The organism is Gammaproteobacteria bacterium, assembly GCA_016705365.1.
Lineage (GTDB): Bacteria > Pseudomonadota > Gammaproteobacteria > Pseudomonadales > UBA5518 > UBA5518.
Window position 1 is genome coordinate 1,894,965 of sequence record JADIYI010000008.1, and the last position, 14,579, is coordinate 1,909,543.

General features: G+C 62.5%; 16 protein-coding genes. All 16 read left to right on the plus strand.

Annotated elements, in window-relative coordinates:
* Nucleotides 1-104: 104 nt before the first annotated feature.
* Nucleotides 105-503, plus strand: coding sequence for a TM2 domain-containing protein (locus tag IPF49_16290; GenBank protein ID MBK6289160.1), 399 nt, complete (start codon nt 105-107; stop codon nt 501-503).
* Nucleotides 496-909: a hypothetical protein gene (locus IPF49_16295; GenBank protein MBK6289161.1), complete on the plus strand. Its 414-nt coding sequence runs from the start codon at nt 496-498 to the stop codon at nt 907-909. The genes IPF49_16290 and IPF49_16295 overlap by 8 nt, the downstream gene beginning before the upstream one ends.
* 37 nt (nt 910-946) lie before the next feature.
* Nucleotides 947-1,774, plus strand: coding sequence for an alpha/beta fold hydrolase (locus tag IPF49_16300; protein ID MBK6289162.1), 828 nt, complete (start codon nt 947-949; stop codon nt 1,772-1,774).
* Complete coding sequence (locus tag IPF49_16305) at nt 1,771-2,556, plus strand: fumarylacetoacetate hydrolase family protein (GenBank protein MBK6289163.1); 786 nt, start codon at nt 1,771-1,773, stop codon at nt 2,554-2,556. The genes IPF49_16300 and IPF49_16305 overlap by 4 nt, the downstream gene beginning before the upstream one ends.
* Nucleotides 2,557-2,611: 55 nt before the next feature.
* A complete protein-coding gene (locus tag IPF49_16310; protein MBK6289164.1) occupies nt 2,612-3,526 on the plus strand; it encodes an acetaldehyde dehydrogenase (acetylating) in 915 nt (304 codons plus the stop codon).
* Nucleotides 3,527-3,686: 160 nt separating this feature from the next.
* Nucleotides 3,687-4,709 (plus strand): 4-hydroxy-2-oxovalerate aldolase, encoded by a 1,023-nt coding sequence (gene dmpG, locus IPF49_16315; protein ID MBK6289165.1) that lies wholly within the window; start codon nt 3,687-3,689, stop codon nt 4,707-4,709.
* Nucleotides 4,710-4,825: 116 nt separating this feature from the next.
* Complete coding sequence (locus IPF49_16320; protein MBK6289166.1) at nt 4,826-5,773, plus strand: NAD(P)-dependent oxidoreductase; 948 nt, start codon at nt 4,826-4,828, stop codon at nt 5,771-5,773.
* 55 nt (nt 5,774-5,828) lie between these two features.
* On the plus strand, nt 5,829-6,965 hold the full coding sequence (locus IPF49_16325) for a DUF1214 domain-containing protein (protein MBK6289167.1): 1,137 nt from the start codon (nt 5,829-5,831) through the stop codon (nt 6,963-6,965).
* Nucleotides 6,955-8,148, plus strand: coding sequence for a sulfotransferase (locus IPF49_16330; GenBank protein MBK6289168.1), 1,194 nt, complete (start codon nt 6,955-6,957; stop codon nt 8,146-8,148). The genes IPF49_16325 and IPF49_16330 overlap by 11 nt, the downstream gene beginning before the upstream one ends.
* A gap of 167 nt (nt 8,149-8,315) precedes the next feature.
* Nucleotides 8,316-9,473: an L-lactate dehydrogenase gene (locus IPF49_16335; protein ID MBK6289169.1), complete on the plus strand. Its 1,158-nt coding sequence runs from the start codon at nt 8,316-8,318 to the stop codon at nt 9,471-9,473.
* Nucleotides 9,474-9,640: 167 nt separating this feature from the next.
* Complete coding sequence (locus IPF49_16340) at nt 9,641-10,399, plus strand: SDR family oxidoreductase (protein ID MBK6289170.1); 759 nt, start codon at nt 9,641-9,643, stop codon at nt 10,397-10,399.
* Between the two features lie 2 nt (nt 10,400-10,401).
* On the plus strand, nt 10,402-11,232 hold the full coding sequence (locus tag IPF49_16345; GenBank protein ID MBK6289171.1) for an undecaprenyl-diphosphate phosphatase: 831 nt from the start codon (nt 10,402-10,404) through the stop codon (nt 11,230-11,232).
* A complete protein-coding gene (locus IPF49_16350) occupies nt 11,229-11,417 on the plus strand; it encodes a hypothetical protein (protein MBK6289172.1) in 189 nt (62 codons plus the stop codon). Before IPF49_16345 ends, IPF49_16350 begins: the two co-directional genes overlap by 4 nt.
* Before the next feature lie 74 nt (nt 11,418-11,491).
* Entirely contained in the window at nt 11,492-12,136 is a 645-nt protein-coding gene (locus IPF49_16355; GenBank protein ID MBK6289173.1) for a hypothetical protein, read from the plus strand.
* Entirely contained in the window at nt 12,133-13,575 is a 1,443-nt protein-coding gene (locus IPF49_16360) for a M48 family metalloprotease (GenBank protein MBK6289174.1), read from the plus strand. Before IPF49_16355 ends, IPF49_16360 begins: the two co-directional genes overlap by 4 nt.
* Nucleotides 13,576-13,786: 211 nt before the next feature.
* Nucleotides 13,787-14,560: a glucose 1-dehydrogenase gene (locus tag IPF49_16365; GenBank protein ID MBK6289175.1), complete on the plus strand. Its 774-nt coding sequence runs from the start codon at nt 13,787-13,789 to the stop codon at nt 14,558-14,560.
* Nucleotides 14,561-14,579 lie beyond the last annotated feature (19 nt).

Genomic DNA, 14,579 nt, shown 5'->3' on the forward strand with positions numbered 1-14,579 from the left:
ACGGTCAAATTGGCGCAGTTTAACCAGTGCCGACTGCGCGTGTTTGATCACGCGCAACGGAATCGAATTGGGTACACTGTCGGCAAGCGGCAAGGAGTCTGGAGATGAGTGAAAAGCACACGCATTCGATGGTCATGGGCTATGTGCTGTGGATTTTCGGGTTCATGGGGGCGCACCGTTTCTATTATGGCAAGCGGGTGAGCGGCGTGATCTGGTTTTTCACGCTGGGCCTGCTGTTCATCGGCTGGTTCATCGACCTGTTCCTGATACCGGGCATGGACCGCGAGGCGGAACGGCGTTTTCACCCCGGTCCGGTCGATTACAACGTGTGCTGGATCCTGCTGACCTTTCTCGGTTTCTTCGGGGTGCATCGTTTCTACATGGGCAAATGGCTGACCGGCTTGCTGTACCTGTTGACCGGCGGTCTTTTCCTGGTCGGCGTACTGTATGACTACCTCACCCTGAACCAGCAGATCAACGAACTGGCCGACACCCATGTCTGAGCAGGGCGAGCCTGGCTTGCTACGCGAGGGAGAGACGGCGGGCAAGGCGGCGGTCGACAAGATGGCCCACGACATGGGGGTCGAACTGCGCGCGCATGGCGTGGCGGTGGTATCCATCTGGATGGGTCTGCTGAAGACCGAGCGAACCGAGGCGGTGCTGGCCGACCCGGAGCTTGCGCGTCACTACGAACACCTGCTCGAAACCATGGAAACGCCGCAACTCACCGGTCTGGTGATCGATGCGCTGGCGCGCGACCCGCACCTGATGGATCGCAGTGCCAAGGTCTGGATCGGTGCGGAACTGGCCCGGCAATACGGTATCCGCGATGTCAACGGGCGCGAGCCCCCCTCGCACCGTCCGCTGCTGGGCGATCCCCCGGTGTTCAGCAGCGCGATCATCCAGTAGGCGGGCGCGGTGTGATTGGACGACGGAGGTAACACCCATGTCAGTACTGCCCAAGGGCAAATTTGCCGCCTGTGCCAACGGCTATCGCATGCACTATCTCGATGTCGGCGCGGGACCCGTGGTGGTGTTCCTGCATGGCAGCGGGCCGGGTGCCAGCGGGCACAGCAACTTCCAGGGCAATTATCCGTACCTGGTCGAGCGCGGTTTTCGCTGCATCGTCGTGGATCATATCGGCTACGGCTTTTCCGACAAGCCGGCCGATGTCGAGTATCCGCTGGCATTCTTCACCGAATGCCTGCGCCAGACGCTCGCTGCCGCCGGCGTCAGCAACTGCTCGCTGGTCGGAAACTCGCTCGGCGGTGCCATCGCGCTGCAGTTCGCGCTCGACTATCCGCAGCTGACCGAACGCCTGGTGCTGATGGCGCCGGGTGGCCTGAACGCGAAGGAAGAATATTTCCGGATGCCGGGCATGCAGAAAATGGCACAGGTTTTTTCTTCGGGCCAGGCCGTCACGCCGGCAGTGATGAAAGAACTGTTTGCCGGCTCGCTGATGCACGATCCACGCTACGCCACCGACGCCCTGATCGCCGAGCGCACCGAGATCATGCAATTGATGAATGCCCAGGTGATGGCCACGATGAAGGTGCCGGAGCTCACCGATCGTCTGCCCGGGATCAAGGCGCCGGTGCTGGCGTTCTGGGGCATGAACGAGCGCATGATGCCGGAATCGGGGATCATGAAGCTGGCGAGGAACACGCCCGACATCCGCCTGGTGCTGGTCTCGAATTGCGGGCACTGGGTGATGGTCGAGCACCAGGACATGTTCAACCGCATGACTCATGACTTCCTGGCGCACGGCACATGAACGAAGAAACCGTCACGAGGCTGGGCGACGAACTCTACCGGGCACTGCGTTCGCATTCGGTGCTCGCTCCGCTCACCGAGCGCGAACCCGCGATCACCATCGACGATGCCTACCGCATATCGCTGCGCTTTCTGCAGCGCAGGCTGGCCGATGGCGAGAAGCTCATCGGCAAGAAGATCGGCGTCACCTCGAAGCCGGTACAGGACATGCTGGACGTGCGGCAACCGGATTTCGGGTTTCTGACCGATCGCATGCACTATCCTGACGGCGCCGCGATTGCGGTCGCGGGCAACCTGGTCGCGCCGCGCGCGGAGGCCGAGATCGCGTTCCGCCTGAAAAGCGACCTGGTCGGTCCGGGTATCACCGAGGCCGATGTGCTGGCCGCGACTGCCTGCATCATGCCGTGCTTCGAGATCGTCGACTCGCGTATCCGTGACTGGAAGATCCGCATCCAGGACACGGTTGCCGACAACGCCTCCTGCGGCGTGTTCGTGCTCGGCGATACCGAGGCCGATCCGCGCAAATTCGACCTGCCCAGGCTCCATGTGCGGGTGTTCAAGAACGGCATGCCGCTCAGCGAAGGGCTGGGTTCGGCGGTGCAGGGCAATCCGCTCACCGCGGTGGCGTGGCTGGCCAACACGCTCGGGCGTTACGATATTCCGTTGCTCGCGGGCGACATCATCCTCTCGGGTTCGGTGGTACCGCTCGAGCCGGTCAGGGCGGGCGACGAGATGCGCTGCGAAGTGCAGGGCATGGGCAGCGCACACTGCCACTTCGTCTGAACCCGGGAGGGTATTTGCGGGCGAGGTTGTTCAAATGCAATGCAACGGGAAAGCGATGGCGAACAGGATCAAGGCGGCAATCATCGGCCCGGGCAATATCGGCACCGATCTGCTGATGAAGGCGCGGCGCTCGACGCTGCTCGAGCCGGTCTGGATGGTCGGCGTGGAGCCTGATTCGCCGGGCCTCGCGCGGGCTCGCGAGATGGGTCTGAAAACCACCTCCGACGGAGTGGACGGCATGCTGCCGACGCTGCGCGCCGACGGCGTTCAGATCTGCTTCGATGCGACCTCGGCCCAGGTGCACGCGGCAAACTCGGCCAAGGTCAATGCCCACGGTGCGCTGATGATCGACCTCACGCCGGCGGCGATCGGCCCCTACTGCATTCCTCCGGTAAACCTCCAGGATCATCTCGGCAAGCGCGAGATGAACGTCAACATGGTGACCTGCGGCGGTCAGGCCACCATCCCGATGGTTGCCGCGGTGAGCCGGGTGCAGAAAGTCGCCTACGGCGAGATCATCGCCACGGTAGCGTCGAAATCGGTTGGTCCGGGCACGCGCAGGAACATCGACGAGTTCACCCGTACCACCGCCGGCGCGGTGGAGAAGGTGGGTGGCGCTGCCGAGGGCAAGGCGATCATCGTGATCAACCCGGCCGCGCCGCCGCTGATCATGCGCGACACGATCCACTGCCTCACCGAGGACCTGCCCGATGAGGAAGCCATCACCCGTTCGATCCACAAGATGATTGCGGAAGTGCAGAAATACGTGCCCGGCTACACCCTGAAGAACGGTCCGGTGTTCGACGGCAAGCGGGTGTCGGTATGGCTGGAAGTGGCGGGCCTCGGCGATTTCCTGCCCCGCTACGCCGGCAATCTCGACATCATGACCGCCGCCGCATTGCGCACCGCGGAAATGTTCGCGCGGGAGATCATCGACGGGCGGCTGGTGCTGGAGCCGGTGGCTGCGTAGAAGCGCAGCTTGGCTGAGGTCTATCGAGCAAACGGATTGTGTCAATGGTGCCGGCTCCCGGAGCCTGCGCTGGTGTGATCCGAAGGTTTTCCAGAAGGCGGGAAAATGCAAAACGCTCAGCGCGGCAGTCGCAGCCCGGCAAACAAATGAGGAAATGATCATGGACCTCAAAGGCAGGAAAGTAACGCTGCACGATATGTGTCTGCGCGATGGCATGCACGCCAAGCAGCACCAGATATCGCTCGACGAGATGCGCGCGGTGGCGCGCGGACTCGATGAAGCGGGGATACCATTGATCGAGGTCACGCATGGCGATGGGCTCGGCGGGCGTTCGATCAACTACGGTTTTCCGTGCAACACCGACGAGGAATATCTCGAGGCCGTGGTCGGCGTGGTGAAGCGCGCGAAGATATCGGCGCTGCTGCTGCCGGGTATCGGTACCGTGGATCACCTGAAGATGGCGCGTGACTGCGGTATCGGCACGATTCGCGTGGCGACGCACTGCACCGAGGCGGATGTCTCGGAACAGCATATCGGCATGGGTCGCGAGATGGGACTCGACACGGTCGGCTTCCTGATGATGGCGCACATGATCGGGCCGGAGGAACTCGTCGAGCAGGCACTGCTGATGGAGAGCTACGGCGCGAACTGCCTGTATTGCACCGACTCGGCCGGCTACATGCTGCCCGACGATGTGACGGCGCGGATCGCGCTGCTGCGCCGCGAGCTGAAACCGGGGACCGAGCTCGGTTTCCATGGCCACCACAACATGGCGCTGGGAATCGCCAACTCGCTGGCCGCGATCGAAGCCGGCGCCAACCGCATCGACGGCTCGGTGGCCGGTCTCGGCGCGGGTGCCGGCAATACCCCGCTCGAAGTGTTTGTCGCGGTGCTTGACCGCATGGGCGTCGAGCACGGTGTGGACCTGTTCCGGATCATGGACGTGGCGGAGGACCTGGTGGTGCCGATGATGGACCAGGTGATCCGCATCGACCGTGACTCGCTGATCCTCGGCTATGCCGGCGTGTACTCGAGCTTCCTGCTGTTTGCCCGGCGCGCCGCGAAAAAATACGGTGTCAGCTCGCGCGATATCCTGGTCGAACTCGGCAAGCGCAAGACGGTCGGCGGACAGGAGGACATGATCGAGGATCTGGCGCTCGATATGGCTCGCGCGCAGCGCTGATTGGTCGTTTGGCAATAACGCAGCTACCGGATCCGCTTGATATTTTGAGGTGCGAGCAGTTACGTTCAGGAAATGCAAGCGCCTTGGCATTGGCGACAGATTCGAAAGGAGATACCGTGCAGCTTGTCAATCACAGAATCCTTGTCACCGGTCCGGCAGGACAGATCGCTTTTCCCCTGGCAAGGCGCTTGGCTGAAAACAATGAAGTATGGGGGATTGCCCGTTTCAGCGATGCCGCAACGCGCAAGCGTGTCGACGCGGTCGGTGTGGTTACACGCTCAGTCGATCTGGCGGACCCCGACTGGGCGGATTTGCCAGACAGTTTCGATTATGTATTGCATCTTGCGGCCAGGGTGAGCGCCGACCACGACTATGATCGGGCCATTCAGGTCAATGCAGAGGCGACCGGGCAGCTGATGAGTCGATTCCGTAGTACCCGTGCGTGCCTGGTGATGTCTACATGCCGGGTCTATGCCGTACCAGAGAACCCCCGCCATAATATTGTCGAAACCGATCCCTTGGCGGCACTGCCACAGCCTTATTCGGCAACCTACGCCGTGTCGAAGCTGGCGCAGGAGGCGGTGGCCCGTTTTGCCGCGCGGGAATTCAACGTGCCCACGGTCATTGCCCGCATGAACGTGGCATATGGCGATAACGGTGGTTTACCTGCCATGCTGCTGGAGGCCATTCTTCAAGAAGCCCCCATTCAATTGTCCGACGGCGCGAATACCGTATGCCTGCCGATTCATGAGTCCGATATTTTTGATCATTTACCCGGATTGCTGGCCGCGGCGTCAGTGCCTGCTGTCATAACCAATTGGGGTGGTGACCAGCTCGTGGATATACGAGAACTGGTCGCCTTCATGGCTGAGCAGGTAGGTCGGGAAGCACACTTCGAATCCTCACCTGAAGGCATTGTGCAATTGCGGCCGGATCCGGCCAAACGCGCCAGGATTACTGGTCCATGCAAGGTGGATTGGCGTGACGGGATTCGGCGGATGATCGCCGCTCGTCATCCCGGGATTGAGATCCTGTCCGAGACCCAAGCCATATCGATTATTTGAAGCAGCTTTGAACCGGAGTTGCCGGTTTGACTGCGATACAGCGGGAAACGTGCGAGTGAGCGAAAGCGGCGATCAATCAATCGACGAAATCATGGATGGCCGTGCCTGGGACGTGTTTTGTGATGGCCTCAAAGCCGCACGTAGCGTTATTTTCGACCAGAGCACTGCCGACAATGCGTTCGACAGGGCAGAAGGCTATCGTTACCTCAGCCGTCTGACCCGTCTCGCATTGGAGAAATTTGTCGAGAACAACGACCCACTGGTACCGCGGTTGTATCAGCTCAGCCGGGAAGACGCCAAGATAGGCGCCGACAATCCGGATGCCTACTATCAAAACGCGTGTTTGAGCGGGCAGCACGAATACCGGCTCTGGGGCAATCGAAATTCGGTCTTTTACCTGGGGATAGGCACCTATACCGGAAATTATGGCAGTTCCGAAGCGTCTGGTCGCAGCGGCTACATTGAAGGTGACGATCTCGAGATCGCCGACGATGGCAGTTTCGAGATCATACTCAGCACAAAGCCCCATGCAGGCAACTGGCTGCCGATGGAGCCGGAAACCTCCTCGCTCATCGTTCGCCAGTTTTTTCTGAATCGGGAAAACGAGCAACGTGCCGAACTGCATATCGAGCGGATTGACGCACAGGGTCCGCCGGCTCCTCTTGATCCATCAACCCTGGCGCAGGCACTGAAAGACAGCGCAGCTTTCGTGAATGGAACCGCTCGCATATTTGCCGGGTGGACGGACATGTTTATCAAGCGACCCAACGAACTGAACCTGATGCCGCTGGAGAAGCGTGAATCCGCGCATATGGACCCCAACCAGCCGTTTTTCTACCATGGATATTGGACTCTGGCAGCCGATGAAGCATTACTGGTCTCGGCGAAAGAGCCCGAGTGCCGCTATTGGAACTTTCAGGTGAACAATATCTGGATGGAGTCGCTTGACTACCGTTATCACCGGATCACATTGAACAAGCATAGTGTGTTCCGCGATGACGATGGCTTCTTTACCATCGTTGTTGCCCATCGTGATCCGGGAGTGCGCAACTGGATCGACACGGCTGGCCACAGTCACGGGACCATGGGTTTGCGCTGGAACGCAGCGCTCAATCCTCCTCGCCCGGACTGCCGCGTGGTAAAACTTTCAGAGCTTGGGAATCAGATCAAGCCGGCGACCAATGGAAGATGAACTGCGGGTCGGCGCGGTACTCCGCGAAGCTTCGAATCGAACCGGACTCGATGACTTTGGCGGCAGGGATTTTCTGGAGCCGCTTGGTATTCTCCTTTGCTCGCTCGAAGAGGAAGGACGCCTTACCGTAGCTGGTCGCACTTCGCTGATGGAAAGAATCATCGGTCTGCTGGTCAACCGCCTGCGACTGCAGTACTGGTTGGCAAAACACCCCGAAATACTCGAAGAGCAGATCGATGATCCCCTGGTGATCGTCGGTTTTCCCAGAACCGGGACCACGATGCTCCAGCGCCTTATGGCCAGTGATCCCCGGGCTACGGCATTATTGTGGTGGGAAGCGCGAAATCCGGCTCCATTTCAAGGATGGTCCCCGGCACTCGCTGCTCGGACGCCGGATCAGCGCATCGCCGATGCGAAGGAGCAGATGCGACGGATGCTGGAGGGGAATCCGGATCTGGCGGCAGTTCACCCGTTTGATGCGGAGGCCCCCGACGAGGACGCGATACTTCTCGAACATGCGTTCAGATCCTCGGCTCCAGCCTCTCTCGGCAATATACCGACCTACCTGAAATGGCACCTCGGTCATGATAACCGGGCGGCCTACCAGTACCTGAAGCAGGCGTTGCGCTGCATCCAGTGGCAGAAAAGACATCGTGGTGAGGCGGTAGGGCGATGGGTTCTCAAGGCCCCGGAACACATGAGTCATCTCCTGCTTCTCTTCGAACAGTTTCCCAAGGCTACCGTAATTCAACCGCACCGCGATCCAGTGGAAATTTATCCCTCGCTCGCAAGCATGGTCTTTGAGCTAAGGCGCCTGGCGAGTGATAGTGTCGCTCCGACAGAGGCGGCAGCTTATGTGCGCACCTCCTCGGCTCATCGAATCACCCGGCTGCTCGAGGCGCGACGCGTACTGCCGGCAGAGCGCTTCATCGATATCCGGTTCAAGGATGTGATGTCGGATCCGATAGGACAGATCGGATACATCTACGGGAGACTCGGAATCGATTTTACGCATGAAGCAAAGCAGTGCATGAATTCTTGGGTAGCGGAAAATCGTCGCGAGCAGCGGCCGATGCACGAGTATACGCTTGAGCAGTTCGGTTTCGATGCCCGGGAAATCCGCCAGGAGCTGGCAGAATATCGTGAGACTTATGTGCTACCTTTCAGTCAGCGTGCGGGCTAAACCCGGCTGCCACATACCCGATCGGATCTAGCACTCTTCCTGTTCGCGATGGCCCGTCAATTCATCGTTGAACAAGCACTTCAGCGCCGCCCCCCACCGCACGAACCACTTGCGGAGTCGAACAACAAACTCGATTGAATGCCCGCCGGGCACCGGAGAAAAAGCTGATGGGAACTCTCAACGTGGAGCCGGCCAGCACGCCGGACTACCGGCGCCTGGCCGAGAAACGCTTGCCGCGTTTCCTGTTCGACTACATCGATGGCGGCGCCAACGATGAATTGACGATGGCGGCAAATGTCGCCGATTTCCGCGCTGTGCGCTTGAAGCAGCGGGTGATGCGTGATGTGTCGAGCATCGACACATCGACCACGCTCGCAGGGGACCGCAGCGCGATGCCGCTGGTGCTGGCACCTGTCGGCATGGCAGGAATGATGGCGCGGCGTGGCGAGGTGCAGGGCGCGCGTGCGGCGCAGGCCGCGGGGGTGCCGTTCACCTTGTCCACGGTCGGGGTCTGTACGCTCGAGGAGGTGCGCGCCGCCTCTGCGCGGCCGTTCTGGTTCCAGCTCTATATGCTGCGCGATCGCGACCTGGTGCGTGCACTGCTGCAACGTGCACGCGCGAGCGGTTGCTCGGTGCTGGAATTTACCGTCGACCTCGCGGTGCCGGGCATGCGTCACCGCGATACGCGCAACGGCATGTATGGCGGCACTTCCGCGCGCGCATGGCTGGCGCGGGCCTGGCAACTCGGCACGCGACCGGCCTGGGTAATCGATGTGGGGCTACGCGGCAAACCCCATGTGTTCGGCAACCTGGCCGAGATGGTATCGGACCCGACGAACATGGATGCATACAGGACGTGGGTCGGGGAGCAGTTTGATGCCTCCGTCACCTGGCGCGACATCGAATGGCTGCGTGGTATCTGGGACGGCAAGCTGCTGATCAAGGGGGTGCTCGAAGCCGACGACGCACGTGCCGCAGTGGATGCGGGCGCGGACGGGGTGATCGTGTCCAATCACGGTGGCCGCCAGCTCGATGGTGTTGCTTCCGCGATCAGCAAGCTGCGCCCGGTGGTCGAGGCGGTCGGCGAACGCTGCGAAGTGCTGGTCGACGGCGGCGTACGCAACGGCCTCGATATCGTGCGGGCACTGGCGCTCGGCGCGCGTGGAGTGCAGATCGGTCGACCCTGGGTGTGGGCCGCGGCGGCGCGTGGAGAGGCCGGCCTCGCTGCCTTGCTGGCAGTGTTCCAGCGCGAGATGGCGGTGGCGATGGCGCTGATGGGTGTGAGCCGTGTGCAGCAGATCAACCCCGGGCTGCTGGATGGCTGATCATTCATGCGCTGCGTCGGCGGCAATACCGCTGTCCACATTTCAGCACGTAAGACGCTTCATCAGCATGAAAAAGTGCAGGATACGCGGTCGGGCACGCATGCCTTGCACCTCGGGGGCGAACCTGAGGCACAATGCCGGCATTACAACACTTGGAGCACAAGCGTATGGGGATTCTCGACGGCAAGGTGGCACTGGTAACCGGTGCAGGTCAGGGAGTGGGACAGGGCATCGCGCTGGCGCTCGCCGGCGAAGGTGCGCGGCTGGTGGTGGCGGGACGCACCGAGGGCAAGCTGCTGGAGACCGTGGCGGAGATCGAGCGCCGTGGCAATGGGCCTGCGGTGGCGGTGGTATGCGACGTGATGATCGCCGCCGACATCGAACGCTGCGTGCAGGCTGCCGTGGACGCCTTCGGGGGCATCGATATCCTGGTGAACAACGCCCAGGTAGTGCCGCTCGGGCACCTGCTCGATGTCAGCGAGGAGCACTACCAGGAAGGCATGGACTCGGGGCCGCTGGCAACGCTGCGCTTCATGCGTGCCTGTCATCGGTATCTCAAGGGCGGCGGCAGCATCGTAAACCTCGGATCCTCGTCATCGATTCGCTGGGATCCGATCGGTTACGGTGCCTATGCCGCGGCCAAGGAAGCGATTCGCGCCCTGACCCGCGCGGCCGCCTGCGAGTGGGGCGGGGATGGCATCCGGGTCAATTGCATCCTGCCGCTGGCGATGTCGCCGGCGATGGACGGCTGGATCGCCTCGCGCCCCAAGGAGGCGCAGGCACTTTTTCGCACCATACCGCTCGGGCGCGTGGGTGATTGCGAGACCGACATCGGGCGCGTGGTGGTGTTTCTGTGCGGTCCTGACGCCAGTTACATAACCGGGCATTCGTTGCCGCTCGACGGCGGCCAGGCGTTCATGCGCTGAGCATGGAAACCTGGCCCGCATTGCAGGCGTTGCTGCTCGGCATCGTCGAAGGCTTGACCGAGTTCCTGCCGATATCGAGTACCGGGCACCAGATCATCGTGGCCGATCTGCTTGGTTTCGGCGGCGCGCGCGCCCAGGCTTTCAACATCATCATCCAGCTCGGCGCGATACTCGCGGTGATCTGGGAATATCGCCTGCGCATCATCGCGATCGTGAGCGGAGTGCCACGCGATCGCGGCGCGCAGCGATTCACGATCAACCTGCTGGTGGCCTTCCTGCCGGCGGCGACGATGGGCGTGCTGTTCGCCGACCTGATCCACGCCTGGCTGTTCAACCCGCTCACGGTGGCGTGTGCGCTGGTAGTCGGCGGTGTGCTGATGCTGTGGGTCGAGCAACGCACTCACGCGGTGGCGGTCGAGACCGTCGAGCAGATGCACTGGTCGCAGGCATTGAAGGTCGGCTGCGCGCAATGCCTGGCGCTGGTGCCGGGCACCTCGCGGTCGGCGGCGACCATCATCGGCGGCATCCTGTTCGGGCTCTCGCGCAAGACGGCCACGGAGTTCTCCTTTTTCCTGGCGATGCCGACCATGGTCGGCGCGGCGGTGTACTCGGGCTGGAAATACCGCGCGCTGTTCGAGGCCTCCGATCTGCCACTGTTCGCGCTCGGCTTCCTCGCCGCCTTCGCGGTCGCGATGCTGACGGTGCGCGCGCTGCTGCGCTTTATCGCCAGCCACAGTTACGCGGTGTTCGCGTGGTACCGCATCGGCTTCGGCTTGATGATCCTGCTGAGCTGGCGCTTGGGTGCAATCGACTGGTCGACGGCCACGCCATGAGCGAGCATGCCGCGCGCGCCGCTGCGAAGGTGGAAACGGCGGGGATACCCTTCCCGCTCCTCGGCGAACAGCAGATCATCGACGTGGTGCTCGGCGCCGTGTCGCATCGCGTCCGGCTGAAGCAACGTCGCCGGAGTGGTGCGCGCGGTAAGCGGTTGGCAGTTGCGCGCGGTTTCGCCGTATGATTGATGCGTCCGGTTTCCCTGGCCGGGCGCATGACGGTCGATCGGAGTAGATATTCGTGGTTATCCGGTTCTGTTTGCCATCGCGCTTCCTGTTGCTCCTGCTCGTGGCGCTGCCGGTCGCGTGTACCACCACCACCATCGACGAGAAGCGGGTTGGCTCGGCCTCGGTCGGCAGCGGCGATGCGATCGTGGTGCTGGGGCGCAGACACAGCAGCGACTACGAGACCGAGCCCGATTTCATCCGCTGCATCGGTCGCGGGGTGGCCTCCGGTGGTGCGCATGTGGTTCCCGAGATCGAGTTCCTGAATGCGTTCTATCCGTGGTTCGAGCCGCGCACCGCGCCGATGAGCCTGGAGCGCCTCGATGCGCTGATGCAAAAGCCGCAGGTGGCCGCGCGCATCCGGGAAATGAACCTGCATTACATCGTATGGGTTGACGGTCAGACCGAAACCGTCGACAAGGCAGGCTCGATTTCCTGCGCGGTCGGCCCGGGCGGCGCGGGATGCATCGGCTTCGGCACCTGGGATGATGCATCCAATTATGAGGCGAGCGTGTGGGATGTGCGCGCGAAGGAGTCGATTGCGAAGATCAGTGCCGAGGCAGCCGGCACTTCCTACATGCCGGCGCTGATCGTGCCGGTGCCTTTGATCGCACGCGTGCAGGCGGCTGCCTGTGACGGCCTGACGACCCAGCTGCAAAAGCTGTTCGCGACGCCATGAACCGGTTTTTGTCGCGCGCCCTGCTGCTTGCACTCGGCTGGACGGCCATGGCGGCGTGGGGCATGTCGCAGTCGAAGGAGATCGAGATCGGCCGCGAGATGCACAAGGAGATACTCGCCAAGATGCCGATCTACGAAAACGCCGCGCTAACGCAGTACGTGGCGCGCATCGGACAGCAGCTGGCCAAAAACGGCGATCGCCCGGAACTCGAATACACCTTCACCGTGATCGACAGTGGCGATATCAATGCATTCGCCACCCCGGGCGGTTTCGTCTACATGAACCGCGGGCTGCTTGCCTATCTCGACAGCGAGGCCGAACTCGCCGCGGTGGTCGCGCACGAAATCGCCCACATTACCGAGCGCCATGCCTCGCGCCAGGACTGGATGTCGAAGGCGAGCGGCGTGGGCTCGGCGATTCTCGGCGTGCTGGTCGCGGTCCAGACCGGCAGTGGAGCGGTCGGTGGCGTGACCCAGGATGCGGCTTCGAGCGCCGGCACGGCGATGGTGCGCGGCTACGGGCGTGACATGGAACTCGAGGCGGACCGGGTCGGTGCGCGCATCATGCACAAGACCGGCTATGACCCCCAGGCCATGATCGAGGTGCTGAGCGTGCTGAAGGAGCAGGAGAGTTTCATGCGCGCGCGCGCCAGGAAGGAGGGCACGCAGGCGGTGGCCTACCACGGCGTGTTTTCCACCCATCCGCGCAATGACGAACGTCTGAAGGAGGTGGTTGCCGCGGCCGGCGAGCTCGATGATGGTGTCGTGCGCGATGCGCATGCCGAGGATTTCCGCGCCGCCACCGAAGGCATGAAATTCAGCGAGCAGGCGCGCTCGGCCGCGGTGATCGACAATCGCTATTACAACGGAAAGATGGGGTTTACGGTTGCATTCCCGACCGACTGGAAAGTGGTGAAGCGCTCGAGTACCGTGCTCGCCGGACCCAACCGCGACAACACCATCCTGCAGATGTCGGTGAAGCGCGCCTTGCCCGAGATGAAACCGGCGGAGTTCGCTGCCAGCATGCTGAACCTGGGCGGGGCGCGCGAGGCGGAGGATTTTTCCGGGGACGAGATCACCGGCTACACCGCGCTCTACCCGGGCCAGGGCGGAGCGCCGCCGCGGCGTATCGCGGTGCTGTATTTCGGTTCCTATGCCTATGTCTTCGAAGGGCGCACCGCGAACGCAGCGCTCGCGTCCTTCTACGACACCCTGTTCGTTTCCTCGGTACGCAGTTTTCGCCCGATGAGCGGTGCCGATCGCGATGCGGTGCTCGGCATCAACGTGCATTACCTGCGCGCCCCCGAGGGCATCAGCTTTGCAAAGCTGGCCGAGATCAGCCCGCAAAAGCCCTACCCGGAGGAAACGCTGCGCCTGGTGAATGGCTACTATCCGCGCGGTGAACCGCAGCCGGGGGAATGGATAAAGGTTTTCAGGTAATTGCGGACCAGGTTGCCGCGGGGGGATCGATGCCGATCGGGATTTCTGCAACGCCCGCTTGCGCCCGCCGATTTCCGCAAGCGCCGCGCTGAGCGGGGATGCCAGGAACGGATGAGCGCAAGCGCGATTGCCGCTGCCGCTCGACAACTGCTCTAATGCCGCGGTTTCGCGCACGGCGTGCGCCTCACCAACAAATGCGGAGCCAATGATCATGGGTAGAGTCCAGGGCAAGGTCGTTATCATCACCGGTGCGCTCGGTGGCATCGGCCGTGCCGATGCGGTGCTGTTTGCACGCGAGGGCGCGAAGCTGGTGCTGACCGATGTGGTGGATCGCGGCGGGCGCGAATTTGCCGAATCGCTCGGCACCGAGGCCCTGTTCCTGAGCCATGACGTCACCAGCGAGGAAGACTGGATCCGGGTAGTGGCCGCGGCCGAGGAGCGTTTTGGCCGTCTCGACGGGCTGGTCAACAACGCCGGCATGATGGTGCTTGGCAGCGTGGTGGATACCACGCTCGAGCAGTGGCGGCGGGTGCATGCGGTCAATCTCGACGGGGTGTTTCTCGGCTGCAAGCACGCGCTGCCGGCGATCGAGCGTGCCGGGGGCGGTGCGATCGTGAACATCTCCTCCATCGCGGCAATGCACGGGGTGCCGTTCGTGGCGGCCTATTGCTCGAGCAAGGGCGGTGTGCGCTCCCTGACCAAGGCGGTGGCGGTGCACTGCCGCGAGGCAAAAAACAAGGTGCGCTGCAACTCGGTGCACCCCGATGGCGTCAGGACGCCGATGGTGGTCAAGGTGGCCACCGGGCAGGACCAGGCGACCCGCGCCGAGATCGAATCGATATCGCAGCACAGCACCCGCTTCTGCGAGCCCGAGGACATCGCGAGCGTGGTGCTGTTCCTGGTCTCGGATGAATCACGCTATGTGAACGGTGCCGAAATCCTGGTCGACAACGCGGCGCTGGTGGTCGGTCCGCCACCGGCCTGACGCCGCCATACGCCGCGGC